This is a genomic window from Blautia sp. MSK18_10 (genome assembly GCF_020553185.1).
GTDB lineage: Bacteria > Bacillota > Clostridia > Lachnospirales > Lachnospiraceae > Blautia_A > Blautia_A wexlerae.
In genome coordinates, this window is record NZ_JAJCGT010000018.1 from 1 (window position 1) to 26,986 (window position 26,986).

The 26,986-nt window shown below is 40.5% G+C and carries 23 protein-coding genes and 2 pseudogenes; 18 read left to right on the top strand and 7 right to left on the bottom strand.

Annotation, left to right across the window (positions count from 1 at the left end; all coding sequences use genetic code 11):
• Nucleotides 1-430: 430 nt before the first annotated feature.
• Nucleotides 431-1,249 (bottom strand): histidinol-phosphatase HisJ family protein, encoded by an 819-nt coding sequence (locus LI074_RS08910; protein WP_118613956.1) that lies wholly within the window; start codon nucleotides 1,247-1,249, stop codon nucleotides 431-433.
• A gap of 318 nt (nucleotides 1,250-1,567) precedes the next feature.
• On the opposite strand from LI074_RS08910, the gene gap reads away from it, so the two are divergent.
• The 5 genes from gap (at nucleotide 1,568) to LI074_RS08935 (ending at nucleotide 7,220) form a co-directional block, all read left to right on the top strand.
• On the top strand, nucleotides 1,568-2,587 hold the full coding sequence (gene gap, locus LI074_RS08915) for a type I glyceraldehyde-3-phosphate dehydrogenase (RefSeq protein ID WP_008704062.1): 1,020 nt from the start codon (nucleotides 1,568-1,570) through the stop codon (nucleotides 2,585-2,587).
• Nucleotides 2,588-2,745: 158 nt separating this feature from the next.
• Nucleotides 2,746-3,939, top strand: a complete 1,194-nt coding sequence (locus LI074_RS08920) for a phosphoglycerate kinase (RefSeq protein ID WP_008704060.1) — start codon at nucleotides 2,746-2,748, stop codon at nucleotides 3,937-3,939.
• A 164-nt stretch (nucleotides 3,940-4,103) separates the two neighbouring features.
• A complete protein-coding gene (tpiA, locus tag LI074_RS08925; protein WP_022381027.1) occupies nucleotides 4,104-4,853 on the top strand; it encodes a triose-phosphate isomerase in 750 nt (249 codons plus the stop codon).
• Between the two features lie 668 nt (nucleotides 4,854-5,521).
• Nucleotides 5,522-6,712: a 23S rRNA (uracil(1939)-C(5))-methyltransferase RlmD gene (gene rlmD, locus LI074_RS08930; RefSeq protein ID WP_173697675.1), complete on the top strand. Its 1,191-nt coding sequence runs from the start codon at nucleotides 5,522-5,524 to the stop codon at nucleotides 6,710-6,712.
• Nucleotides 6,713-6,746: 34 nt separating this feature from the next.
• Nucleotides 6,747-7,220, top strand: coding sequence for a GNAT family N-acetyltransferase (locus tag LI074_RS08935; protein ID WP_022381025.1), 474 nt, complete (start codon nucleotides 6,747-6,749; stop codon nucleotides 7,218-7,220).
• Between the two features lie 100 nt (nucleotides 7,221-7,320).
• On the opposite strand, the gene LI074_RS08940 is transcribed toward LI074_RS08935, so the two are convergent.
• Together LI074_RS08940 and LI074_RS08945 are read right to left on the bottom strand one after the other, a co-directional pair.
• On the bottom strand, nucleotides 7,321-8,691 hold the full coding sequence (locus LI074_RS08940) for an NAD(P)/FAD-dependent oxidoreductase (protein WP_173697676.1): 1,371 nt from the start codon (nucleotides 8,689-8,691) through the stop codon (nucleotides 7,321-7,323).
• A 442-nt stretch (nucleotides 8,692-9,133) separates the two neighbouring features.
• Nucleotides 9,134-9,355, bottom strand: coding sequence for a helix-turn-helix domain-containing protein (locus tag LI074_RS08945; RefSeq protein ID WP_118339014.1), 222 nt, complete (start codon nucleotides 9,353-9,355; stop codon nucleotides 9,134-9,136).
• A gap of 106 nt (nucleotides 9,356-9,461) precedes the next feature.
• On the opposite strand from LI074_RS08945, the gene LI074_RS08950 reads away from it, so the two are divergent.
• The 8 genes from LI074_RS08950 (at nucleotide 9,462) to LI074_RS08985 (ending at nucleotide 19,149) form a co-directional block, all read left to right on the top strand.
• Entirely contained in the window at nucleotides 9,462-9,722 is a 261-nt protein-coding gene (locus LI074_RS08950; protein WP_008704052.1) for a hypothetical protein, read from the top strand.
• A 53-nt stretch (nucleotides 9,723-9,775) separates the two neighbouring features.
• A complete protein-coding gene (locus LI074_RS08955) occupies nucleotides 9,776-11,071 on the top strand; it encodes a homoserine dehydrogenase (RefSeq protein WP_025577274.1) in 1,296 nt (431 codons plus the stop codon).
• A 193-nt stretch (nucleotides 11,072-11,264) separates the two neighbouring features.
• Entirely contained in the window at nucleotides 11,265-12,806 is a 1,542-nt protein-coding gene (gene gpmI / locus LI074_RS08960; RefSeq protein WP_173697677.1) for a 2,3-bisphosphoglycerate-independent phosphoglycerate mutase, read from the top strand.
• 245 nt (nucleotides 12,807-13,051) lie between these two features.
• Complete coding sequence (locus LI074_RS08965) at nucleotides 13,052-14,392, top strand: MATE family efflux transporter (protein WP_173697678.1); 1,341 nt, start codon at nucleotides 13,052-13,054, stop codon at nucleotides 14,390-14,392.
• Between the two features lie 295 nt (nucleotides 14,393-14,687).
• Nucleotides 14,688-16,253, top strand: coding sequence for a L,D-transpeptidase family protein (locus tag LI074_RS08970; RefSeq protein WP_173697679.1), 1,566 nt, complete (start codon nucleotides 14,688-14,690; stop codon nucleotides 16,251-16,253).
• 176 nt (nucleotides 16,254-16,429) lie between these two features.
• Nucleotides 16,430-16,726: a DUF3784 domain-containing protein gene (locus LI074_RS08975; RefSeq protein WP_008704043.1), complete on the top strand. Its 297-nt coding sequence runs from the start codon at nucleotides 16,430-16,432 to the stop codon at nucleotides 16,724-16,726.
• Between the two features lie 348 nt (nucleotides 16,727-17,074).
• On the top strand, nucleotides 17,075-18,136 hold the full coding sequence (gene mutY, locus LI074_RS08980; protein ID WP_118585608.1) for an A/G-specific adenine glycosylase: 1,062 nt from the start codon (nucleotides 17,075-17,077) through the stop codon (nucleotides 18,134-18,136).
• On the top strand, nucleotides 18,133-19,149 hold the full coding sequence (locus tag LI074_RS08985) for a glycosyltransferase family 2 protein (protein ID WP_055052476.1): 1,017 nt from the start codon (nucleotides 18,133-18,135) through the stop codon (nucleotides 19,147-19,149). Before mutY ends, LI074_RS08985 begins: the two co-directional genes overlap by 4 nt.
• 128 nt (nucleotides 19,150-19,277) lie before the next feature.
• Here LI074_RS08985 and LI074_RS08990 read toward each other — a convergent pair whose 3' ends face one another.
• Nucleotides 19,278-19,961, bottom strand: a complete 684-nt coding sequence (locus tag LI074_RS08990) for a phosphatase PAP2 family protein (RefSeq protein ID WP_055149420.1) — start codon at nucleotides 19,959-19,961, stop codon at nucleotides 19,278-19,280.
• A gap of 305 nt (nucleotides 19,962-20,266) precedes the next feature.
• Between LI074_RS08990 and LI074_RS08995 the strand changes: the two genes are divergently transcribed.
• The gene (locus LI074_RS08995; RefSeq protein WP_008704038.1) at nucleotides 20,267-20,935 is read left to right on the top strand and encodes a response regulator transcription factor; all 669 of its coding nucleotides are present in this window, start codon (nucleotides 20,267-20,269) and stop codon (nucleotides 20,933-20,935) included.
• A gap of 211 nt (nucleotides 20,936-21,146) precedes the next feature.
• Entirely contained in the window at nucleotides 21,147-23,351 is a 2,205-nt protein-coding gene (locus LI074_RS09000) for a DNA topoisomerase III (RefSeq protein WP_173697680.1), read from the top strand.
• Between the two features lie 48 nt (nucleotides 23,352-23,399).
• Here the strand turns inward: LI074_RS09000 and LI074_RS17860 are convergent.
• A pseudogene (locus tag LI074_RS17860) lies at nucleotides 23,400-23,531 on the bottom strand (DUF6783 domain-containing protein).
• Between LI074_RS17860 and LI074_RS17865 the strand changes: the two are divergent.
• The 3 genes and pseudogenes from LI074_RS17865 to LI074_RS09010 form a co-directional block, all read left to right on the top strand.
• A pseudogene (locus LI074_RS17865) lies at nucleotides 23,490-23,588 on the top strand (DUF6783 domain-containing protein); the annotation flags it as partial. The pseudogenes LI074_RS17860 and LI074_RS17865 sit on opposite strands and share 42 nt — an antisense overlap.
• Before the next feature lie 26 nt (nucleotides 23,589-23,614).
• Complete coding sequence (locus LI074_RS09005) at nucleotides 23,615-23,992, top strand: DUF6483 family protein (protein ID WP_008704036.1); 378 nt, start codon at nucleotides 23,615-23,617, stop codon at nucleotides 23,990-23,992.
• Nucleotides 23,992-24,660, top strand: a complete 669-nt coding sequence (locus tag LI074_RS09010) for a YkgJ family cysteine cluster protein (protein ID WP_055057368.1) — start codon at nucleotides 23,992-23,994, stop codon at nucleotides 24,658-24,660. The genes LI074_RS09005 and LI074_RS09010 overlap by 1 nt, the downstream gene beginning before the upstream one ends.
• A gap of 159 nt (nucleotides 24,661-24,819) precedes the next feature.
• On the opposite strand, the gene fliB is transcribed toward LI074_RS09010, so the two are convergent.
• Together fliB and LI074_RS09020 are read right to left on the bottom strand one after the other, a co-directional pair.
• Nucleotides 24,820-26,022, bottom strand: coding sequence for a flagellin lysine-N-methylase (gene fliB / locus LI074_RS09015; RefSeq protein WP_055057367.1), 1,203 nt, complete (start codon nucleotides 26,020-26,022; stop codon nucleotides 24,820-24,822).
• 4 nt (nucleotides 26,023-26,026) lie between these two features.
• The gene (locus LI074_RS09020) at nucleotides 26,027-26,866 is read right to left on the bottom strand and encodes an AraC family transcriptional regulator (RefSeq protein WP_118571553.1); all 840 of its coding nucleotides are present in this window, start codon (nucleotides 26,864-26,866) and stop codon (nucleotides 26,027-26,029) included.
• Nucleotides 26,867-26,986 lie beyond the last annotated feature (120 nt).

Below are 26,986 nucleotides of genomic sequence, written 5' to 3' on the forward strand. Positions count from 1 at the left end.
GAAGTCTCGACCTTAACAGGTTCCACTTTGGAAGTCTCGACCTTAACAGGTTCTACTTTAGAAGTTTCAACTCTGACAGGCTCAGTTTTGGAAGTAGTCACTTGTAAAATTTCTGATTCCTGCTTTCTGACTGTTGATGAAGAACGTTTCTTCTGGAGTCTTTTTTTAGCCATAATATTCCTCCCTGGTTTATGAAAAATACAGTAACCGGGCAGTGTCGGGACATATAAAACATAAATATGGAGACACCGGACAGTTACGAATATATACAGAAAGCTGCAATTTCCATATCTGCTGTCAGTTTTTTATCATGATCAGCTATGATGCAGACCAGAGAAACAGTATTTGGAGCAGTTTGGAAATTGGGCTTCTGAAATCATATGTAATATTATATTATAGGAACTGCCATATAGGCAAGTACTGACACGTTTTACAGAGAAATAAATTCCGGTTTACGGTCTTTGAAGATTGTATAGTAACGAAAACCACAGGCTTCCAGTACACTGGCAGCTTTATCAAATGCACAGGCGATTTTATCCGGAGTATGCGCATCTGCTCCGATGGTGATGATCTCTCCGCCGAGTTCTCTATAGCGCCTTATTACGGCAGTACATGGATTGGGTTCTCCAAGACCATAATGATATCCGCCTGTATTAAGTTCGATGCCTTTTCCCATGGAAATCAGTTTCTTCAGAATCTCATCCAAAATATCTTTATACCGTCCGTAAGAATATTCCCGGTTCTTGTTAGGACCATAACGGACAACATAATCAATATGTCCGTAAACGTCAAATCCGTCATATGCGGAAATGTTTTCAAGAATGGATTCAAAATATTCCATATAACATAAAAATTCCTTACGTCCTTCAAAAAATTCCGGGTAATAAGGATCATACCCATGGACAAGATGGGATGAACCGATAACGAAATCAAAAGGTGTCTGAGAGAGAAGTGAGTCAAAATATTCTCTCAGATGCATCTGCAGTCCCAGTTCAATTCCGAAACGTACCTGAATTTTATCCTTATATATATCTGAAAGTTCAGCCAGCTTTTCTTTGTAAGCCGGAATATCCAGAGAAAAATCCAGATTGTCCGGAGTAACAGGGTAATCCGGATCCAGATGTTCCGTAAAAGTAATTCCCTGTAGTCCCGTTTCAACAGCGCGATGGATCATAACTTCCATAGGCGTATCCGAGTCAGCAGAAAAAGAAGAGTGCATATGACAATCCCACAATATTTGTCTGCCCATAATTTCAGTCCTTTCTTCTGTAAAAACAGTACTGTTATATTTGCGTGTGATATATTATAAATGAATACTGTGTCCTCTTAAATGGATATATCTGCACCTGAAATATCACAATTACAGGCCCGGATCAGTGTATTCATAAAGCACTGTATACACAGTATAACATATAATTTACATTTTTTACTTAATTTTTATCTGTTTTTTGGAAAATGGTCTTGAATTTTTGTTTAGAATTATGTACAATACATTACAGGTTGATGATTCTTTAACAAACAAAGGATTACCATAATTAACCACTTAATTCATAGGAGGAATTTTATCATGGCAGTAAAAGTTGCAATTAATGGTTTTGGACGTATTGGACGTCTTGCATTCCGTCAGATGTTTGGAGCAGAAGGATTTGAAATCGTAGCAATCAACGATTTAACATCTCCTAAAATGCTTGCTCACTTATTAAAATATGATTCAACACAGGGAAAATATGCTCTTGCAGATACAGTAACAGCAGGAGAAGATTCCATCACAGTTGACGGAAAAGAAATCAAAATTTACGCAAAAGCTAACGCTGCTGAACTTCCATGGGGAGAAATCGGTGTAGACGTAGTTCTTGAGTGTACAGGATTCTATACATCCAAAGACAAAGCTCAGGCTCATATCGATGCAGGTGCTAAACACGTTATCATTTCCGCTCCGGCTGGAAACGATCTTAAGACAATCGTTTACAATGTAAACCATGAAACTCTTACAAAAGAAGATCACATCATCTCCGCAGCTTCCTGTACAACAAACTGCTTAGCTCCAATGGCTAAAGCATTAAATGATCTTGCTGCAATCAAATCCGGTATCATGTGCACAATCCACGCTTACACAGGCGATCAGATGACACTTGACGGACCACAGAGAAAAGGTGATTTAAGAAGATCTCGTGCAGCTGCAGTTAACATCGTTCCTAACAGCACAGGTGCTGCTAAAGCTATCGGTCTTGTTATTCCGGAACTGAACGGTAAACTTATCGGATCTGCTCAGCGTGTTCCTACCCCAACAGGTTCTACAACAATCTTAACAGCAGTTGTTGAAGGAAACGTAACAAAAGAACAGATCAACGCAGCTATGAAAGCAGCTTCTAATGAATCCTTCGGATACAACGAAGATGAAATCGTATCCAGCGATATCGTTGGTATGAGATTTGGTTCTCTGTTCGATGCTACTCAGACAATGGTTCTTCCACTTGAGAATGGCACAACAGAAGTACAGGTAGTTTCCTGGTATGACAACGAGAACTCCTACACAAGCCAGATGGTTCGTACAATCAAACACTTTGGTAAATTACTGAACGCTTAATTTTCAGTAAGTGTAAAGGAATAGACTCCAACGAAGGGTCCGGTCTGATTTGGACCGGACCCTTTTCGCGTGGTCTGGAATGACAGCAGGAAATCAATAAGTTACTGTTTACAGATATGCAGTAACTGTTAAAGAATATTATTAAGGAGGCACCACAAATGCTGAATAAAAAATCTGTTGATGATATCAATGTAAAAGGCAAAAAAGTTCTTGTAAGATGTGACTTCAATGTTCCTCTTCAGGATGGAAAGATCACAGATGAGAACCGTCTGGTTGCAGCTCTTCCTACAATCAAGAAGCTGATCGCTGACGGCGGAAAGGTTATTCTCTGCTCCCACCTTGGAAAACCGAAGGGAGAGCCGAAACCGGAATTATCTCTTGCACCGGTTGCAAAACGTCTTTCCGAATTATTAGGACAGGAAGTTAAGTTTGCAGCAGATCCTGAAGTAGTAGGACCTAACGCAAAAGCAGCAGTAGCTGAGATGAAAGACGGAGATGTTATCTTACTTGAGAACACACGTTATCGCGCAGAAGAAACAAAGAACGGAGACGAATTCAGCAAAGAACTTGCTTCTCTTTGTGATGTATTTGTTAATGATGCATTTGGTACAGCTCACAGAGCACACTGCTCTAATGTTGGTGTGACCAAATATGTTGATACAGCAGTTGTTGGTTACTTAATGCAGAAGGAAATCGATTTCCTTGGAAATGCAGTGAACAATCCTGAGAGACCGTTTGTTGCTATCCTTGGCGGAGCTAAGGTTTCCAGCAAGATTTCTGTAATCAATAACCTTCTTGATAAAGTAGATACTCTTATCATTGGTGGTGGTATGTCTTACACATTCTCAAAAGCTATGGGTGGACATATCGGAACATCTCTTTGTGAGGATGATTATCTTCAGTATGCATTGGACATGATGAAGAAAGCAGAAGACAAAGGTGTGAAACTTCTTCTTCCGGTAGATAACAGAATCGGTGATAACTTCTCTAATGACTGTAATATCCAGGTTGTTAAACGTGGCGAGATTCCGGACGGATGGGAAGGAATGGATATCGGACCGGAAACAGAGAAGCTTTTTGCTGATGCTGTAAAAGATGCTAAGACAGTTGTATGGAACGGACCGATGGGCTGCTTCGAAATGCCAAACTTCGCTCATGGTACAGAAGCTGTTGCAAAAGCACTTGCTGAAACAGATGCCACAACTATTATCGGTGGTGGTGATTCTGCAGCTGCAGTTAACATCCTTGGTTATGGCGACAAGATGACACACATCTCCACAGGTGGCGGTGCATCTCTTGAATTCCTGGAAGGAAAAGAACTCCCGGGTGTTGCAGCAGCAAACGATAAATAGACATTGAACACTTAATAAGGTCAAGCCGCAGGCGAAGGCCGAATTTAGTGTGAAAGTCCACCTATCTACTTAATGAAAGCGAGCCTTAAGCGAGACTTGAATTTAGTAGATATGGTGATACTATATAATAACATCCCACAGGGATACTAAGGAGATAAATCATCATGGCAAGAAAGAAAATTATCGCTGGTAACTGGAAAATGAACATGACACCAAGCGAAGCCGTTAAATTAGTAGAAACATTAAAACCATTAGTAGTTAACGATGAAGTAGACGTAGTATTCTGCGTACCTGCAATCGATATCATCCCGGTTGTAGAAGCTGCTAAGGGAACAAACATCCAGGTTGGTGCTGAGAACATGTACTTTGAAGAGAAAGGTGCATACACAGGAGAAATCTCCCCTGCAATGCTCGTAGATGCCGGAGTTAAATATGTTGTTCTTGGACATTCCGAAAGAAGAGAATACTTCGGAGAAACAAACGAAGATGTTAACAAGAAAGTTCTCAAAGCTTTCGAACATGGAATTACACCTATCATGTGCTGTGGCGAAACTCTTACTCAGAGAGAACAGGGCGTGACAATGGATTTCATCCGTCAGCAGGTTAAAGTTGGATTCCAGGGTGTTACAGCAGATCAGGCTAAGACAGCAGTTATCGCTTACGAGCCAATCTGGGCAATCGGAACAGGTAAAACAGCTACAACTGAGCAGGCTCAGGAAGTATGCGCAGGTATTCGTGCATGCATCGCTGAAATCTATGATGAAGCAACAGCAGAAGCAATCCGTATCCAGTATGGCGGATCTGTAAATCCTGCAACAGCACCTGACTTATTCGTTCAGAACGATATCGATGGCGGCCTTGTAGGTGGTGCTTCTCTGAAAGCTGATTTCGGAAAGATCGTAAACTACAAATAAGAATAAAAAACTGATTATAAGCAGATAATCTTTGTGTCCAAACGAGAAATAATATAATGCCCCTGAATACAGGAAAATTGGTAATTTTACTGATTGGATTGTATTCAGGGGATTGTTATAGTTGAAGCAGGTAAGTTACCTGCTTTAATTGCTGTTGCGAATATTTGTTTGGCTATGTCAGACACATAGTATCTTATGAAATTAATATGTATAAAGAAAAAGACAGCTTCATTACTGAAACTGTCTTTTTTATCTGGTGTAAAAATCTGCTGTAAGCTGTTTCTTTTGTACTTTGGGTAAATCTCTTTTGCACGAAAGGAATGCCTCGATACTTTTGTATTTTGACTATTTATCAGGTGTATTTAGTTCATGTATTTTATCTTTTGTATTTTGGAGTATTTCTGAGTTTTTATCCTTGGTGATATAAATTTTTTTCTCTTTGGCAATTCGATGATTTTCTCTTTTGTATGTACAAACTATATCATATTTTTCTACATTCGTCTACAAGTTTCAACAGAAATCAGTCAAAAACATTTCGACAGAATCCCTGCTTTTTCGACATTCGGAGAGGAAATTGACAGATAAATAAAGATTGTCTGATTGCGGGAATCCATTTTCGCTGATATAATGTAAAAAATGTGTAATTATAGAAAGCAGGTTAATATTTTATGGAAGAAAAAGTAACAAAATGTAGTGTATCAAAGAAATGCGGAAGCTGCCAGTATCAGGGTGTTCCTTATAAAGAACAGCTTGCCGCCAAGCAGAAAAGGATGAAGAAGCTTCTTGGAAAGTTTGCAAATGTAAAACCAATCATTGGAATGGATGATCCCTTTTATTATAGAAATAAAGTTCATGCAGTATTTGACAGGGATAAAAAAGGTAATATTATCTGTGGAACCTACGAAGCGAAAACACATAAGGTTGTTCCGATAGAAGAGTGCATGATCGAGGATAGGATCAGTCAGGAAATCATCCGTACAATTCGGGATATGCTGAAATCTTTTAGAATCAAAACATATGATGAGGACACAGGATATGGACTTTTGCGCCATGTGCTGGTGAGAAGAGGGTTTTCCACAGATGAGATCATGGTGGTTCTTGTGATTGGTTCCCCGATCTTTCCTTCAAAAAATAATTTTGTGAAAGCTCTGAGAAAGAAATACCCACAGATTACAACAGTTGTGCTTAACGTCAATGATAAGAAGACCAGTATGGTACTGGGTGAGCGTGATATCGTCATTTATGGAAAAGGATATATCCGGGATACGCTCTGCGGATGTACATTCCGCATTTCTCCGCAGTCTTTTTATCAGGTAAATCCTGTACAGACAGAAATTCTGTATAAGACAGCAATTGAATATGCGGGGCTTGGACGAAAAGAAACAGTGATAGATGCATACTGCGGAATAGGAACAATCGGACTTGTAGCTGCAAAGCGGGCAAAGAATGTCATTGGTGTGGAATTAAATCCGGATGCAGTCCGCGATGCCAGAATCAATGCAAAGGAAAATAAGATTACAAATGCACGTTTCTATCAGGGAGATGCAGGAGAATTTATGGAAAATATGGCAGAAAACGGAGAACATGCAGATGTTGTGTTTATGGATCCACCCCGTACAGGCAGTGATAAAAAGTTTATGTCCTCTGTTATCAAACTGAATCCATCAAGAATCGTATATATCTCCTGTGGACCGGAAACACTGGCAAGAGATCTGGAGTATTTGACAAAACATGGCTATGATGTGAGAAAAATACAGCCGGTAGATATGTTCAGTTTTACAGACCATTGTGAAAATATTTGTCTTTTGACGAAAAAATTTGAGAAACAGACGAAAAATCAAAACGAATACAAATACTAAAAGAATATAAATACCAAAAGAAAAGGAAGGTTTCATGGAAATAAGAAAAGCATCAGTGCAAGATCTTGGGCAGATCATGCAAGTTTATGATAAAGCCCGCAAATTTATGAGAGAAAATGGCAATGCAGAACAGTGGGGTGAAGATTACCCCTCAGCAGAACTGATAGAGCATGATATTGATAAAATGTATCTGTGCATGTCAGAAGGGCGGATTGCCTGTGTTTTCTATTATGCGGCGGAAGAAGATGAAGATTATAAAGAAATTAATGGAAAATGGCTGAATGAAGAACCCTATGGAGTAGTTCACAGGGTAGCGTCCACAGGAATAGTAAGAGGAGCCGCATCATTCTGTCTGGACTGGGCCTATGCTCAGACACAGAATCTCCGTATGGATACATACAGCGATAACATCCCCATGCAGAAACTTCTGGAAAAATGCGGATTTCAGTACTGTGGTTCATTTGAACGTCTGGGAATGGATAAATGGATGGCATACCAGAAAATATAATAAACAAGTCCCTATCTGTTTCAACTGTAAGAGACAGATGGGGACTTTAAGGTTATTGATTGCTGTAGTTAGAGGTATCCATCAGAAGAAATCCGGTCTTTTACAGATTCTCAACAATCTGGCGTGCTACATATACACCGCTTGCAGAAGCATGGGACAGGGAATGGGTTACACCGCTTCCGTCTCCAATGATATACAGGCCTTTGTATCTGCTTTCCAGATTTTCATCAATATCAACTTCCATATTATAGAACTTAACCTCCACACCATAGAGGAGGGTGTCGTCATTAGCTGTCCCGGGAGCGATTTTATCCAGAGCATAAATCATTTCAATGATTCCGTCAAGGATACGTTTCGGGAGAACAAGACTCAGATCACCGGGAGTAGCTGCGAGAGTAGGTCGTACCATACCTTCTTCGATACGTGCAACCGTACTCCTTCTTCCGCGCACCAGATCGCCGAAACGCTGTACGATCACTCCGCCGCCCAGCATATTGGAAAGACGGGCAATGCTTTCGCCATATCCATTACTGTCTTTAAATGGCTCGGAGAAATGTTTGGCTACCAACAGTGCGAAGTTTGTATTTTCTGTCTGTTTGGACGGATCTTCATAGCTGTGGCCATTTGCTGTGACAATGCCGTTTGTATTTTCGTTTACAACGATGCCATAAGGATTCATACAGAAAGTCCTCACATTATCTTCGAATTTTTCTGTTCTGTAGACAATCTTACTCTCATACAGTTCGTCTGTCAGGTGGGAGAAGATAACAGCAGGAAGTTCTACACGTACACCCAGGTCTACCCGGTTTGATTTGGTTGGGATATCAAGTTCTTTACAGATCTGTTCCATCCATTTGCTTCCGCTTCTGCCTACGGATACAATGCATTTGCTGCAGTCAGTGGTATCATTCTTTGTGATGATACGGTATCTGTCTTCAAGTACTTCCAGACGTTCTACAGGAGTGTTGAAATGAAAATCAACATGCTCTTTTAATTTTGCATATAAGTTCTCAAGAACCACATAGTTAATGTCTGTTCCCAGATGACGTACGGAAGCATCCAGAAGCTTTAATTTGTTCTGCATACAAAGTTTTTTGAATTTGGTTCCGACTGTAGAATACATTTTTGTGTCCTGTCCGCCGTAGGCAACATTGATCTCATCTACGTAACGCATCAGGTCAAGAGCGTCTTTCTTTCCAATATGTTCATAAAGTGTTCCGCCGAAATCATTTGTGATATTGTATTTGCCGTCAGAGAAAGCACCGGCACCGCCAAAGCCGCTCATAATGGCACAGGTTTTACATTTGATACAGGTTTTTACTTTGTCACCATCAATTGGGCAATGTCTTTTACTGAGAGGATTTCCAGCCTCAAAAACAGCAATCTTTAAATCGTTATTTTGTTTCATCAGTTCATAGGCAGAGAAAATACCGCCAGGTCCTGCGCCGATGATCACTACATCATATTTCATATATACTACGATCCTTTCAGGTAAAAATATTTTGTAAATCTGCAGCAAGTCTCCTGAACGCACTATTTAACTGATAAATTGCGAAGCGGATGATATTATGCGCCTGAAGAGAATGCCATAGATAAGTCTGCGTTACTGAGAACGAAGGAGACAGTAATAAGTATATCATAAATAAATGAAAAAATCTTATGTTTTTGTGAATGGACTTATAGGATAACATTATAAATAATGTTTTAACCGAATCAGGTAAGTCCCCTGTGGAGATTGCGAATATCCGCCTGACTTTCTGCAGGATATGATAAGCAAAATATATTATAGATATGAGAAGATATCAGGTTAGGGGTAAAATACCTTTTGCCCTAACATCATGAGAAAGATAAAAAGAACAAATAGTTCTATAAAAGGACACAACTACATCATATTGATACTGAATCCGAAAAAATTATTTTTCCTCAGGTTTGGCATTATCCGGAATGTGTTCTACAATATCACCGAAATCGCAGTCAAGGATTGAACATAAGATATCAAGACTGCGGATTTCCACATTTTCATTATGACGGAGTTTATCCAGAAAAGAAGTGCTTATGCCATAGTGAGTGTACAGGGCATACTGGCTGATTTTCCGCTCCTTCATAGTCTTCCATAATTTTCTATAGCTTATCATATGTAATAACCGTCCGATTTGTTCTTGATTCATATTTATTATCGGGTTAAAATAGGTCTTGTAACAGTGTCTTTATAAAGACACTATTGAGAAGGAAAGTGATATAATGAAGACGATCAGAAAGATAATGGAAGGCGTGGCCGCAGCCTGCATATCAGTGGCAATGTATTACTGCTTCCTGAGTGGAGCCCCTGCCGGGGGAACAGAGAGAACTGTTTATATGATCCTGGATGGAATATTCTGTATTTCTGCCTGGGTGGCAGGAGTGGGGATATTATGGTATGTGAGATGGCTTCGCAGACGGAACAAAGAACTTGAAAATATGATAAAGATTTTGCTTAAAAATGCAGACAAACTTGACAAATAGGAAATTCTGCCATACTATAAAAACCAACGAAAACGAAAGGGGAATCCTGCAAAATGAATGAAAATGTCATCAAAGCCGCACTGTTAGGATTTGGAACAGTAGGAACAGGTGTATATAAGGTACTGAAGAATCAGGAAAAGGAAATGTCGGCCAAGATTGGCTGTAAAATTGAGATAAAGAAAATCCTTGTGAGAAATATAGAGAAGGCAGCGGCGAAGATAGAAGACGCCTCTTTGCTCACCAGCCAGTGGGATGAGATTATAAATGATCCGGAGATTGAGATTGTGATTGAACTGATGGGTGGGATTAATCCTGCAAAAGAGTATATCCTTTCTGCATTAAAAGCCGGTAAGCATGTAGTCTCTGCAAACAAGGATCTGATCGCAGTACATGGTCATGAGCTTCTGGATGCGGCACATGAGAGTAAAGTGGATTTTCTGTTTGAAGCAGCAGTAGCAGGTGGTATTCCGATCATCAGACCATTGAAACAGTGTCTGGCAGGAAATCACATGACAGAAGTTATGGGTATTGTAAACGGAACCACAAACTTTATTCTGACAAAGATGACTCAGGAAGGCATGGAGTTTAAGGATGCCCTGGCACTTGCAACAGAACTTGGATATGCGGAGGCTGATCCGACTGCTGATATCGAAGGTCTGGATGCAGGACGTAAGGTAGCGATCCTTGCATCTGTGGCATTTAACTCACGTGTGGTATTTAACGATGTATATACAGAGGGAATTGCCAAGATCACATCAAAAGATATTCATTATGCGAAAGAAATGGGACGTGATATCAAGCTTCTGGGTGTTGCAAGAAACGAAGCAGACGGAATTGAAGCATATGTGTGCCCGATGCTGATTCCCAGTTCCCATCCGCTTGCAACTGTAAATGATTCCTATAATGCAGTATTTGTCCATGGAGATGCAGTGGAGGATGCCATGTTCTTCGGAAGAGGAGCAGGAGAACTTCCTACAGCCAGTGCAGTTGTGGGTGATGTATTTGATATTGTGAGAAATATTCTTGCAGGATGCTGCGGCAGAATCGGATGTACCTGTTACAAGAATATCCCTGTTAAGAAAATGGAAGATACACATAACCGTTATTTCCTCCGTCTCAAAGTAGAGGATCGCTGCGGTGTTCTTGCCGAGATGACTGCTATTTTTGCCAAATATCAGGTCAGTGTTGCACAGATTATCCAGAAAGATACCAAGGTGGAAGGGTGTGCGGAAGTAGTTGTGATCACTGAGAAGGTAAGAGAAGGTGATTTCAGAACTGCCATCGAAGAACTGAGAAACAGGGATTCCGTAAGAAAGATTTCCACGATCATTCGTGTATATGGAAAATAAGTTACTGTTCTTTTCATATATATAGTAATGAAAATGAAACAGATACAAAAAAAGAATTGAAAAATCCTGAGATTTTGATACTATATAAGAGATGTCAGATATAAAAGTTTTATTGTGCAGAGATGATCAGTTTTCTGCTCCTGATATCAGCAAAACAGTTATCAATTATGAATAAACATAAAAGGAGAACATTATGAGCAAAAAACCAACCGTATTAATGATTCTTGATGGATATGGTCTGAATGACAAAAAGGAAGGAAACGCTGTATATCTGGCTAAAACACCGGTTATGGACAAGCTGATGGCAGAATATCCATTTGTAAAAGGAAACGCAAGCGGACTGGTAGTAGGTCTTCCGGACGGACAGATGGGTAATTCTGAAGTAGGACATATGAATATGGGCGCAGGCCGTATCGTATATCAGGAACTTACCAGAATCACAAAAGAAATCCAGGACGGTGATTTCTTTAAGAATGAAGCTCTTCTTGCAGCAATGAAGAACGCAAAAGAGAATAACTCTGCAGTACATTTCATGGGACTTCTTTCTGATGGTGGTGTGCACAGTCATAATACACATCTTTATGGATTACTTGAGATGGCTAAGAGAGAGGGCGTTGAGAAGGTTTACGTACATTGTTTCCTTGACGGTCGTGACACACCTCCTGCATCAGGTAAAGAGTTTGTAGAGGCTCTTGAAGCAGAGATGAAGAAGATCGGTGTAGGTGAGATTGCTACTGTTTCCGGACGTTACTATGCGATGGATCGTGATAACCGCTGGGATCGTGTAGAACTTGCATACAATGCTCTTACAACAGGAGAAGGCGTAAAGGGAACAGATGCACCGGCAGCAGTTCAGGCTTCTTATGACAATGATAAGACAGATGAGTTTGTTCTTCCTACAGTTATCGAGAAAGACGGACAGCCGACAGGTGTTATATCTGATAAAGATTCTGTTGTATTCTTTAATTTCCGTCCTGACCGCGCTCGTGAGATCACAAGAGCATTCTGCGATGATGATTTCCAGGGATTTGAAAGAAAAGCAAGACCACAGGTTACTTTCGTATGCTTCACAGATTACGATGACACCATTCAGAATAAACAGGTTGCATTCCACAAGGTTCAGCTTCATAATACATTTGGTGAGTATCTTGCAGCACACAATATGACTCAGGCGCGTATTGCTGAAACAGAGAAATATGCACATGTTACATTTTTCTTCAACGGCGGTGTGGAAGAGCCGAACAAAGGAGAAGACAGAATTCTGGTTAAATCTCCGAAGGTTGCAACCTACGATCTTCAGCCGGAAATGAGTGCACCTCAGGTTTGCGAGAAACTGGTAGATGCGATTAAATCTGACAAATATGATGTGATCGTGATCAACTTTGCAAACCCGGATATGGTTGGACATACAGGCGTACAGGAAGCTGCCATCAAAGCAGTGGAAACTGTTGATGAATGTGTTGGCAAAGCAGTAGAGGCTCTTAAGGAAGTGGACGGACAGATGTTTATCTGTGCTGACCATGGAAATGCAGAACAGCTGATCGACTATGAGACAGGTGCTCCGTGGACTGCACATACAACAAATCCTGTACCATTCATTCTTGTAAATGCAGATCCGAAATATACACTGCGCGAGAACGGATGTCTTGCAGATATCGTTCCTACACTGATCCAGCTTATGGGAATGGAACAGCCTGCGGAAATGACAGGAAAATCACTTCTTGTAGAGAAATAATATAATACAAAAACTGTGAGAACTGCTTTGTAGACATCAGCAGTTCGTGATATTGACGAAACCCTCTGACACAAATCAGAGGGTTTTTTGTTTGCTTTTGGTGATTATGTAGAAAATCATGGAATTAAAAAACACATCTTGAAATGGAAAATTTTTTCAACTATAATCGCTCTGATATCTGATAAAACAGATATCGAAAACAGCAAATAAAGAGGATTAAAAAAGGATTGGGAGGGTTTATTGGAATGCAGACAGACATGACAGTTGGGAAACCAATGAAGATGATACTTGACTTTACGATACCTGTATTTATAGGTAATGTATTCCAGCAGTTTTACAACATGGCAGATGCCATAATCGTAGGAAAATTTGTAGGAACAAAAGGGCTGGCAGCGGTTGGTTCAACAGGAACGATCATGTTTCTGATCATAGGTTTTCTTACAGGACTGACAGCCGGTTTTACAGTTCTGACCTCACAGAAATTCGGTGCAGGAAAGATGGATGAGATGCGGCAGTCAGTGGGAAATGCGGCGTTACTTTCAATTATCATTTCGGTTATAATGACGGCTGTCAGTATGGTGGGGATGCACTCGCTTCTGACATTAATGCATACACCGGAGGATATTTTTCAGGATGCATATACCTACATTATGATCATATGCGGAGGTATTTTTGCACAGGTATTATATAATATCCTGGCCAGTATTCTGAGAGCACTGGGAAACAGTAAGACACCCTTATATTTCCTGATTCTGGCGGCACTTTTGAATATAGTACTTGACCTGACGTTTATTATTGTTTTCCATATGGGAGTCGCTGGGGCTGCCTGGGCAACGATTACAGCACAGGGAGTATCCGGAATGCTTTGCCTGATTTATATCATAAAATGCGTACCGGAATTGAAACTGAAGGCAGATGACTGGAGATTTCGTTCAGAGATTGCCAAAAAAGAAATTCTTGTGGGCATTCCCATGGGACTGCAGTATTCCATCACTGCGATCGGAACCATGATGGTACAGTCTGCACTGAATATTCTTGGTTCCTATGCAGTAGCGGCATTTACGGCAGGAAATAAGATTGAGAATATTTTTACTCAGGCATATGTTGCAATTGGAACAACAATGGCAACATATAATGCACAGAATATAGGAGCGCGTAAACTGGACAGAGTCAGACAGGGATTTAACAGTGCGCATATTATAGGAATTACCTATGCCATTGTTACAGGTGTGATTATTTTCTTCTTTGGCAAATATTTGTCTTATCTGTTTATTTCAGATAATGCCGCAGAAGTCATTCCTATGGTTGATACTTATGTGAAATGCGTGGCAGTATTTTTCATACCACTTCACTTTGTCAATGCACTCAGGAATGGTATTCAGGGCATGGGATACGGACTGCTTCCCATGCTTGCCGGTGTTGCAGAACTGGCAGGACGTGGAATCACTGCTATGGTCGCGGCGGCTCATAAGAGTTACTTTGGAGCATGTATGGCCAGTCCGATGGCATGGGTACTTGCCGGAGGACTTTTGATCGTCATGTATTTCTATGTGATGAAGGATATGAAACGCAGACTTGGCCTGTAAAAATAAGAAAAATCATAAGGGATTTGCCAAAGAAAACATTTTTCGGGGATATTACCTGCAAACAGTAATAAAAAATGAGAAAAAGGTGAATAGTAGGTGCAAATTGGAAGAATTATGTTATAATGAAACATGCAGCGCAGGTTTATGTGGTCAGTACATAAACTCTGTGTATTGTGAAGCGTATTATTAAGAATTATAGCAAGCCTCTTAATTAACCGAATCAACAGTAATATGATTCAGAAGTAATAGGCTTCAGGAAAAATGAACGGTAACATTTATGTTGAGGAGAAAATAGATGGGCAACAAAGAGGAAAAAAACAACACAGTCCCAAATGGCAGTATGGAAATAACTGGCAGACGCCATAAATCCGCAAGACCGGGGAGAATTTCGTATGTACCGATCAGTGATGAAGATCTTGCACCTTATGAACCACCTGTCCGCAAGAAGCATAAAGGATTAAAGATTACAGGAATCGCAGTGGCAATGGTTATTGTAAGTGCCGGAGCCGCATATGCAGGTATGTCATATTATTATTCGGATAAATTCTTTGAAGGAACATCAATCAATGGTATTGACTGTTCAGGTAAAACTGCTTATGAGGCAGAACAGAAGATTGCGAAGACAGTAGAGAACTATTCCATAGAGGTTGATTCCAGAAATCTGGATCCGCAGACGATCAGCGGAGATCAGATCGGCTATAGTTATGTTTCTGATGGAAGTGTTCTGAAACTTCTGAAAGATCAGAAACCTTATGAATGGATCAGAGGTTTTTTTGAAAAGAAGAGCTATACAGCCGCTGAGAACACGACTTACGATAAAGAAAAGCTGAAAAAACAGGTGAAGGCACTTAACTGTGCACAGAAAGAGAATCAGGTAGCTCCTGAGAATGCATATGTCGCATATGGAGATTCGCAGTTTGAGATTGTTCCGGAGACAGAGGGAAGTAAGCTGGATTTGAAAAATGCTTATAACGTGCTTTCGGAAGCTGTTTCGGGAAATAAGACTTCGGTTGATTTCGACAGTGAGCCGGACGTGTATGTAAAAGCAGATATCACCAGCGACAATCCGGATCTGCAGGCGTCTCTTAATGCATGTAACAATTTCACAAAAGCAAGCATTACGTATACTTTTGGAGATGAAACGGAAACCCTGGATGGAAATACGATCAAGGACTGGCTGAATTTTGATGAAAAAGGACAGCTGATCATGGATGATACATCTTTCAGACAGCACATCGCAGATTATGTGGCGCAGCTTGCAGCGGCCCATGATACGGTGGGAACTGAAAGAGAGTTCCAGACAACAAGTGGGAGAACTGTCAGTGTATACGGTTCTGCATATGGATGGCAGATAGACCAGGCTTCAGAGGTTGCACAGCTGACACAGGAAATCCAGTCAGGGACACAGACAACCAGAGAGCCGGTTTATTCTATGACAGCCAATGCACATGGTTACAATGATATAGGAAATACTTATATTGAAGTGGATCTGTCCGAACAGCATATGTATTTCTACCAGAACGGAGAAGATATCTTTGAGTCAGATATTGTTTCCGGTGATATGAGATATTCTGACCGTCAGACTCCGGCCGGTATTTATACGATTTATTATAAGAAGAGCCCGGATGTGCTCAGAGGTAAACAGCTGGCAAACGGTAAATACGAATATGAACAGCCGGTAACGTACTGGATGCCGTTTAATGGCGGTATTGGTTTCCACGATGCAAACTGGCAGCCATACTTTGGTGGAGATCGTTTCATGGAAGGCGGTTCGCATGGATGTATCAATATGCCGCCGGAGAAAGCAGCAGAACTTTATAATATTATTGACTGCAATATTCCAATCGTATGTTTCTATTAATATTGATCAGGAATTACTTTTCTTTAATCTTTTAATTGGAGGCATTGAACAGTTTTCTGAAAAATAAAAACAGGTATGGATATTCCGGGATCATTGTATACGAAACAATAGTCCCGGATTTCTATAAAAAGAAAAAAGGTTCTGTATGGTAAAATGCAGAAAGAAAGGGGAAGGTTATGAATTTTGATTCTTTAAACATCATACTGACAATTGCCGCTTTCATAGTAGGAATAATGCTTCTGACAGGACATGGGGATATTTTCCTAAAAGGTGGAAACTCGGACATCAGTAAGAAGCTTTATGATGAAGAGAAGATGGCAAAAGCAAGTGGAGTTGCGCTTATTTTGATTGGCGTTGTTTCTGCTATAGATCTTTTTACTACAGCACTGGCCTTTAAAATAGCTTACATAGCAGCACTTCTGATCATTATTGTCGGGCTTGTGTGTTATTTGAGATTAAAATGTAAAAAATAATGAATAAGGCAAGAAGGATCGAGATACGGTAAAATGTGTACGGTCCTTTTTATTTTTATGTATTAGCGTTTTTTCCTGTTTTGTGATAAAATGACATACAGGCCAAAATCCAATTGCCACAGGTAATCTGAAATGAATTTTGGCGGTGTTACTGAGAATGGAGTGAACAGTAGTTACTGTTCACTGGTGATATCCCGCGAGGTGTTTTTTGTGAGCGAAGGTCACAGAAAACCCGAGACATACCGCGCGAATTTATGCGATTAGCATAAATTCTGTGCATCGCGAAGCGTGTTGCTGAGAACGGAGTGAACAGTAACGAACAGTAAATAAACGAGGAAAAGATAAATTATGGTACTTGAAGAGATTGTGCAGCCTCTGGTAAAATGGTACAGGGATAATAAGAGGATTCTTCCATGGAGAGATAAGGACAATGCTTATTATACATGGGTGTCGGAGATTATGCTGCAGCAAACCAGAGTGGAGGCAGTGAAACCCTATTTTCAGAGATTTATCACAGAACTCCCGGATATTCAGTCACTGGCGGAATGTCCTGAAGAGAAACTTCTGAAGTTATGGGAGGGACTGGGATATTATAACCGCGTTCGGAACATGCAGGAAGCGGCGAAAACTGTAAAAGATGAATATAATGGCAGACTGCCTGAAGATTATCAGGCACTTTTGTCGTTAAAGGGAATAGGAAGTTATACAGCCGGTGCCATTGCATCGATCGCATATGGGGAAAAGGTTCCGGCTGTAGACGGGAATGTACTGCGTGTGATTTCCAGAATTACAGAGAGTACTGAAGACATCAGCCGGCAGTCTGTCCGCAGAAAAATAGAACAGCAGGTTTCGCAGATCATGCCCTCAGATTGTCCGGGAGACTTTAATCAGGCACTGATGGAACTGGGAGCTGTGATATGTGTTCCCAACGGTCAGGCGAAATGTGCAGAATGTCCGATTGCATTTACCTGTCTGGCTCACAGACATGATAAAGCGGATATGATTCCTGTAAAAGCACCTAAGAAAGCCAGAACACAGGACAACAGGACTGTGTTTATCATTCAGGACGGAGAATGCACAGCTATCAGGAAAAGACCTGAGAAAGGACTTTTGGCAGGCTTATATGAACTGCCAAATACTCAGGGACATTTAAAAAGCGAAGATGCGCTTTTGTACGTAAAAGAGTTGGGACTTGACCCATTATATATAGAAGAACTTCCGCCTGCGAAACATATTTTCTCCCATATTGAATGGAGAATGCAGGCATACAGAATAAAGGTATCATCCCTAAAGACAACACAGGATAAAGAACTCATTTTTGTAAGTAAAGAACAGTCAGGTAAACAATACGCAATTCCATCTGCTTTTGGAGCGTATGCAAAGTATATCAAGGAGGAAACAACAAGATGAAACTGTTAAGTATTGCGATTCCATGTTATAATTCCCAGGATTATATGGAGAATTGTATAGAGTCATTACTGGTGGGAGGAGAAGAAGTAGAGATTCTTATAGTAGATGACGGATCTTCTGACAGAACTGCTGAGATTGCAGATGACTATGCCAGGAAATATCCTACAATTGTAAAGGCAATCCATCAGGAAAATGGTGGTCATGGAGAAGCTGTCAATGCAGGGATCAGAAATGCTACAGGATTGTATTTCAAGGTAGTGGACAGTGATGACTGGGTAAATAAAGAGGCGTATGTACAGATTTTGAAAACTTTATATGAACTGCTCAGAGGTCCACAGACAGTTGACCTTCTGATCAGTAATTTCGTATATGAGAAACAGGGGGCAACCCGTAAGAAAATCATGCAGTACCGCAAATGCCTGCCGCAGGACAGAATATTTGGATGGGAAGAAGTGAAACATATGCCGAAAGGTAAATATCTTCTGATGCACTCCATGATCTATCGTACAAAACTGCTTCATGAATGCAATCTGGAACTGCCGAAGCATACATTTTATGTAGATAATCTATTTGCTTTTGAACCTCTTCCGTATGTAAAGAATCTGTATTATCTGGATGTGAATTTCTACCGTTATTTTATCGGGAGAGATGACCAGTCTGTAAATGAGAAAGTGATGATCAAACGTATTGACCAGCAGATCCGGGTAAACAAACTCATGGTAGATGCATATATCAACTGTAAAAGTACAAATAAGCAGTTGAAAGCGTATATGTTCAGCTATCTGGATATTATTACAACTATTTCTTCCATTATGCTGATACGTGCCAATACAGAAGAGTCCCTTCAGAAGAAGAAAGAACTTCTGGAATATATCAGGACAGAGAATAAACAGGTATACAGAAAACTGCGTCACAGTCTTTTCGGAAGAGTCATGAACCTTCCGGGAAGAGGTGGAAGAAAAATGTCAGTGGCAGCCTACAAAATCAGCCAGAAATTCTATGGATTTAACTGATGTGTAAAAGCTTCACATCCGGATATCGGTTTTGGGAAAATATTTTATGAAATTGTTATAACTGTAAAAAAGCAGAATCTCTGAAAGACAAAAATGTATTTCAAAGATTCTGCTTTTTTTAAATCTTTCTAATTCTCGCTCTTTTTTCTCTTTACTTCTCTAAAGCAGACAGATTCAGAAGAAACGGAAATTCTTCTCGGATAAAAAACCCAAAAGCCAAATAATGCAAGTGTGGCACCCATGCATACATCGATCACAGAATGCTGTTTCAGGAACATGGTGGACATGATGATCAGCGCAGTCAGGGTAAAGGAGGCTGCTTTTATAAGTTTTTTATTTCGCAGTGCTTCGCAGTTTGTAAGCGACATATGTATTGCAAGAGAGTTGAATACATGAATGCTGGGCAGGATATTCGTAGGAGTATCTGTACTGTACAGCCATTTTACTATATCTGTGAAGATATTGTCTCTTGGAAATTCGGTCGGACGTATGTGCTGAGCATTTGGATAAACATAGGAAACAATCAGGAAAACAGTCATTCCCATCATAAGATTAAATGCCAGCTGATAGTATTCATGTTTGTTTTTGTTAAAAAATATAAAATAAATCACAGCCAAGATCATGTATGGAAACCACAGCATATAAGGAACGATAAAGAACTCACAAAATGGAATCCAGTCATCAAATACTGTATGTACGATATGATAGCTGTGAACCGGTCTGTGCTCCAGGTAACTGAAGAGCAGGATATAAATGATGCTGTAAACAGCAATCACAAGTCCATGCCGGTATTTGGAAATAAAACGTTTCAAAATTTCACCTTCTTTGGAGAATTATTTCATACCATACCATATCATAACATCTTCATACTGCTTTTACAAATAAATTTTCTCATAAAGTATATAAAAATTTTATAAAAAAATTCTCAATAAAGTTCAGCGTTTTACAAAGTTTTAACATAAAGCAGAACAAAGATTTTACGGCTTTTTATTATACTGATATCAACTGAGCCGGAGAAATTATAGTGATTTTCGAAAATGTCATGTTGTTTCCGGAGATTGTATACTGGTTTCGGCTTATGGCATTCAGTAAATAATTGTAAATGGAGAACAGAAAAATGATATATTTGGTAGAAGATGATGAGAGTATACGTGAACTGGTGATTTATACATTGAAAAGTCAGGGATTTGAAGCAAAAGGATTTGAAAGACCTTCTCACTTCTGGAAAGCCCTGGAAAAGGAAAAACCTGCACTTCTGCTCCTTGATGTGATGCTGCCGGAAGAGGATGGGATTTCCATATTGAAGAAATTGCGTATGCGTCCGGATACACGTAAACTTCCTATTATCATGCTGACAGCAAAAAGCAGTGAATATGATACAGTGGTAGGTCTTGACAGCGGGGCAGATGACTATATTCCAAAACCATTCCGCATGATGGAACTGATCTCAAGGATCCGCGCATTATTAAGAAGAACAGAAGATGACGGCGCAGAAGAATATCGGACAGGAAACCTTTATGTCTGCCCTTCCAGACATATTGCAACTGTAGATAAAAAGAATGTAAATCTTACATTAAAAGAATATGAAGTATTATGTCTGCTTCTGAAAAACAGCGGAACTGTACTTTCCAGAACCCAGCTTCTGAATCAGGTCTGGGGGTATGAATTCGACGGAGAGAGCAGAACCGTTGATGTACATATCCGAACACTGAGACAAAAACTGGGAAGTGCCGGTGAGCTGGTGGAGACAGTTCGTGGAGTCGGATATAAAATTAATATGAAATAAAGTTAAAGAATAACTGGAAACAGGAATTTATCTATGCTATACTTTTAAATATGAGAATTGCAGGAGTTGCAAAGAGCAAAGCAAAATAGCTTTTGATCCTGACATCTTAAATATAAGCAGATGCCAAAAATAAATGGACAGCTGCCCGAAATCAACGGTCAGGGATATCAGAAACCCTGACTGTAGATTTTTATAAGGAGTTATTTATTTTATGAAATCATTAGTAATAGCAGAGAAACCTTCTGTTGCCAGAGATATTGCCAGAGTACTTCACTGTACACAGAAAGGAAATGGTACTCTTGAGGGAAAAGATTACGTAGTCACCTGGGCACTTGGACACCTTGTTACGCTGGCAGATCCTGAGGAATACGATAAGAAGTATATGAAATGGGAAATATCCACACTTCCCATGATGCCGGATCGAATGAAGCTGGTAGTTATTCGACAGACCGGTAAACAGTACAATGCAGTAAAAACGCAGCTGTACAGAAAAGACGTAAACGATATTATAATAGCCACAGATGCCGGAAGAGAAGGTGAACTGGTAGCCCGCTGGATTCTTGACAAAGCGGACTGTCATAAACCAATCCGCAGACTGTGGATTTCTTCAGTTACAGACAAAGCTATCAAAGAAGGATTCGGAAATCTGAAAAACGGACATGAGTATGATAATCTGTACAGAGCAGCTGTGGCAAGAGCGGAAGCTGACTGGCTGGTGGGAATGAACGGTACAAGGGCACTTACCTGTAAATATAATGCCCAGCTTTCCTGCGGGCGTGTACAGACTCCTACACTGGCGATGATTGCGAAACGGGAAGAAGAGATACGGGCATTTAAGCCGAAGGAATATTACGGAATCACCCTGAAAGCAGGTGATATCACCTGGACATGGAAGGAACCAAAGAGTAAGAGCTTCAGAACTTTTAATAAAGAACGGGCAGAGGAGATTTCCGATGTTCTCAGAAATCAGTCTCTGGAAGTAACTTCCGTAACCAGCAAAGAGAAAAAATCCTTTGCACCGGGTTTGTATGACCTGACCACACTGCAGAGAGAGGCAAATCGGAAATATGGATATTCTGCAAAGCAGACTCTGAATATCATGCAGCGTCTGTATGAAAATCACAAAGTACTCACTTATCCGAGGACAGATTCCAGATATATTGGAAAGGATATTGTTCCTACAATTAAAGAACGACTGAGAGCCTGCGCAACAGGACCGTACAGAAAACCGGCAGGCGCACTGATGAATCAGCCTGTTCGTGCAAATGGAAGTTTTGTGGATGATAAAAAGGTCAGCGACCATCATGCAATTATCCCTACGGAGCAGTTTGTGCAGCTTGACCATATGACAAATGAAGAACGTAAGATTTACGATATGGTAGTTCGCAGATTTCTCAGTGTGCTGTATCCGCCTTTTGTTTATGAACAGGTGAGCATGGAGGGAATTGTTGCTGGAGAACTTTTTGCTGCCAGCGGGAAAGTTGTAAAAAGTGCCGGATGGAAAGATGTGTATGAAAATACGGACGACACTGAAGAGGATGAGGATACTGCTGACGATGCTCAGAAACTGAAAGATCAGAAGCTTCCACAGATGAAGAAGGGTGAGAGACTGCATATAGAGAATGTATCCATGAATACAGGCAGGACAAAGCCACCTGCAAGATTCACAGAAGCAACGCTTCTTGCAGCAATGGAGAATCCGGTACGCTATATGGAGAGTCATGATACAAAGGCAGCGAAAACTCTCGGTGAGACAGGTGGTCTGGGGACAGTTGCTACAAGGGCCGATATTATTGAGAAACTGTTTAACAGCTTTCTGATGGAGAAAAAAGGCAATGAAATCCATCTGACCTCCAAGGCAAAGCAGCTTCTGGAACTGGTACCCGAGGAACTGCGCAAGCCGGAACTGACCGCAGACTGGGAGATGAAGCTTGGAAATATTGCAAAAGGTAAAATGAAACAGGAAACCTTCCTGAAAGAAATCAGGAACTATACCTGTGACATTGTAGATGAGATCAAAACCGGACAGGGAACCTTCAGGCATGATAATCTTACAAACAAGATCTGCCCGAACTGCGGAAAGAAGCTTCTGGCAGTGAATGGAAAGAATGCAAAAATGCTTGTATGTCAGGACAGAGAGTGTGGTTATAAAGAAACCCTGTCCAGAACTACCAATGCCCGTTGTCCCAAGTGTCATAAACGTATGGAAATGTATGTGAAAGGTAAGGAAGAGACATTTATCTGTGCCTGCGGCTATAAAGAAAAGCTCTCTGCTTTTCAGGCGAGAAGAGCCAAAGAGGGAGCAGGAGTCAATAAGCGTGATGTTCAAAAATATATGAGACAGCAGCAGAAAGAAGCCAAGGAGCCGGTGAATAATGCATTTGCACAGGCACTGGCAGGATTAAAACTGGAATAACTATATCACTCTCTTGTCTGCGAATCCGCATTCTATGCGATGGTATAGTTATTTACGAAACGATGTACTAGAGCGTGTCTGAAAAATCATTCCCGCAATCTGCACGCCCCACTTTGCGGGATATTTCACCCGAATTCAGTTGCCGTAGCCCGCTACGGCGCCCTCATCCGGGCAAAATATACCACAAATTGTGACGCACATCTTGCAGAAAGCCTTTTTCAGACACACTCTAGGTAAAATAAAAAAGAAGGGAAGATAATATTATGGCAGTACAGGATGATCATATGATAAGAAATATTCAGGACGTAGGAAGACTGATCGCGAAGCTTCTGCTTCATGAGCAGCAGCCCAATTACAAACTTCCGGAGAAGGAAGCAGATTACACAGAGGCAGACCGGCTTTTTGCTACAATTATGAAACTGGCAGAAGAAGGCAAGATCAATGAAGCAGAAAACGAATTATATATGGGTATGGTAGAAGATGATGTAGACTATCTGGAACTGGCACTGACCTTTTATCTGTATCTGAATGATATGGATGGAGATTTCCTGGATGATAACGGATATTCCAGGGAGGAAGTGCTTGAAGGAATGAAAGATCTCGCTTCTGACTGGGGTGTTACAGGACTGGAGGCTTTCTGATGCGACGAGAACAGACACTGGAAGAGATTTCCGACGGAAAGTTATATGATTCCAATGACATGGTAAAAGCAGACTGTCATGACTGTGAGGGATGCTGTGACTGCTGTCAGGGAATGGGAGATTCTGTGATCCTGGATCCATATGATGTACACAGATTATCTGTGGGACTTAAGAAGCCTGTGGAACAGCTTCTGCAGGAATGTCTGGAACTGGGAGTATCAGACGGAAATGTCCTGCCTCATCTCCGGATGGCAGGTGAGAAAGAACAATGCGTATTCTTGAATAAAGAGGGCCGCTGCAGTATTCATGCTGTCAGACCAGGCTTCTGCAGGCTGTTTCCTCTGGGAAGACTTTATGAAGACGGGGGATTTAAATATATTCTTCAGATTCATGAATGTCCCAAAACAAACAGAAGTAAAATCAAGGTAAAAAAATGGATCGACACACCGGATCTGAAAAATTATGACAAATTTGTCAATGACTGGCATTATTTTTTGCTGGATGTGCAGGAAGTACTGTACAATGCTGAGGATCCAGATCTGATCAGAAATCTGAACCTTTTTGTGGTGAACAGATTCTATCTCAAACCATATGACCAGGATCAGGATTTCTACATACAGTTTTATGAGAGGCTGAAAGAAGGAAAAGATTTGCTGGCACTGGCCTGAGCGTGTTTGAAAAATGCTCTAGTGATAAAAAACCTTGCTGTACAGAACAATATCCGTATAAAGATATTTTCTGTACCGTAAGGTTTTTTTACAAAGCATAAATGTTCATCTGACTACCTGAGGTGTCAGATGATACAGATAAGACAGGGAAAGTATGCATCAGCAGATTTTCAGCAGATTTTCAAAGGAGAAGATCTCTTTTTCAGTCATTAATTCTTCAAATCTGTTCAGGTTAAGATCTGAGTGTTCCAGTTCTCTTGAAAACTGATAACAGATACGGATCTGATCATCCAGCTTAAACTGCCGGTTGTTTTTCAGATAGGTTCCCACATTTAATTCATGGATGAACAGGGTGCACACAACTGCCATTTTCACCTTGGCGAAGATCTCATTATCATAAACTGCACCACAGAAATAGGTATAGATCCAGTAAACAAGAAGCTGTTCCTCCTGAATCTGCCAGTCAGGATAGGAGAAATCAAATTCACTTTTCTGCCAGGAATAAAGATTTCCGGAGTCAGACTGCGGATCTGTATTTCCATTATACAGTGGAGTCAGACAATTCTTTAAGTATTCCTGCCATCCCGGGCGCAGAACCTCCATTTCCGGGACAACAGTTTTCCACATTTTTTTAAATAATTGTTCTGGTGTATTTGCGCAGGCAGATGCAGCAGAACTGTTTTCTATGTTATCTGCATTTATACGAGAGTAAATTTTGTTGCAAAATCTATCTCCGTATCCGGAATCTTCATGTCGTTTTCGCATTTCTTCCCATTTAAAGAGTTCATTTTTATTTACACATAACTGGAAATCATGTGCAGCAGCCAGAAGTTTCCACAGACGTTTCTGCATGGGTACAGCTCTGTCCTGGATGATATCTATAAGCATATCACGGGTGTCCATAAGTGCAGTGAACAGGAAATAATCAAAGTCATCATAGACTTCTTCTTTTGTCTTTTTTTCTTTTGTGATAAAGTGTACCTTTTCTTTTTGGGAAAGTAAAATCCTTGCTGCCTCCGGACAGGAGAGCGACAGGGAAATCTCACGCAGACCTTCAAATTCTTCAATATGTCTAGGATAATTTCTGCAGGTTCTGCAGAACATTTCCGGTCCTGCTTCTGTGTAGATATCACACAGGTTCTCTTCGTTGAGAAAAGCACAGCGTCTGTTATACTGGCGGAAAACATGTTGTTTCCAGTCAATATCATTGTGTAGGCGATTGCGGAACGGACCTTTAAAGTGCTGGTACTTCTTCAGTGTCTGATCGTCAATCACGATCTGCCATCCTGCGCAGCAGGTATCCGGACAGGCTCCTGCAATGCAGGAAAATTCTTTATAGTAGTTTGGAAATGTGTATTGCATGATATTAAATAGGATCCTTTCTTTTTTTCTTAAGTTTACGGTAAGTTCCTGCAGTCATGCCACAGGATTTGCGAAAACTCTGGGAGAGATAACTCTGAGAGGAGAATCCTGTGAGATGCGCAATATCTGAAATCCCATAATCAGTATTTTCCAGAAGTTCTTTACATACCTCAATCCGCTTTCGGTTTAGATAGTTCATAGGAGAAATCCCATAATATTTGGTAAATTCATGGCTGAGATAATACTTGTTCAGGTGGCTGATGGCAGACAGATGATCAAGAGAGATGTTTTCTCCGTAATTAGAATCAAGATATCGCTTGATATGTGCACATTCCTTGCTTGGATGTTGTGCAGTGATCAGTTCAAAAGGAGAATCTGTGATCCGCTGAAGCTGAAGGATCAGAATATTAAGCATATGTCTGCAGATTTTTTCGTACCCTTCCGATTGATTATCCAGTTCTTGAAACAGAGCATTAAAGTAAAAAAGCAGATCTGTTTTCTTTTTTCTGCAGTTAAAGATGCGATATTCTTTCTGATCATTAAAAGAGAAAGATAATCCGTCTACGCCCACTGTGAAATAGCTGAGAGGTGGGTTTCCTCTGGAAATTTCAGTGTGATTAATGTGAGGGTTAACAATGATCAGGTCATCTTTTGAAATAGGGTAGATTTCATCTTCAAGCAGAAATTCCCCCTGTCCGTCCCGCACATAAAATAATTCAGTGAATGCATGGGAGTGGGGAATGCTTGGCCAGTCACCTTCATAGAGGGAAGAAGATGCATTCAGAAGTGTGACCTCCTGTGGTGCAGTATCTTCAGGGCTGAAGCGAAGAGAATGTGTACTCATAAAAAAGTTCCTCCTCCATAATTTAGTGATTTTGTCTAATGCAAAAGAGTGAACAAAAATAATAGAGGGAATCTGTTCTGCATTTAGTTGTTATGATTGGACTAAATGCATAAAAAAACT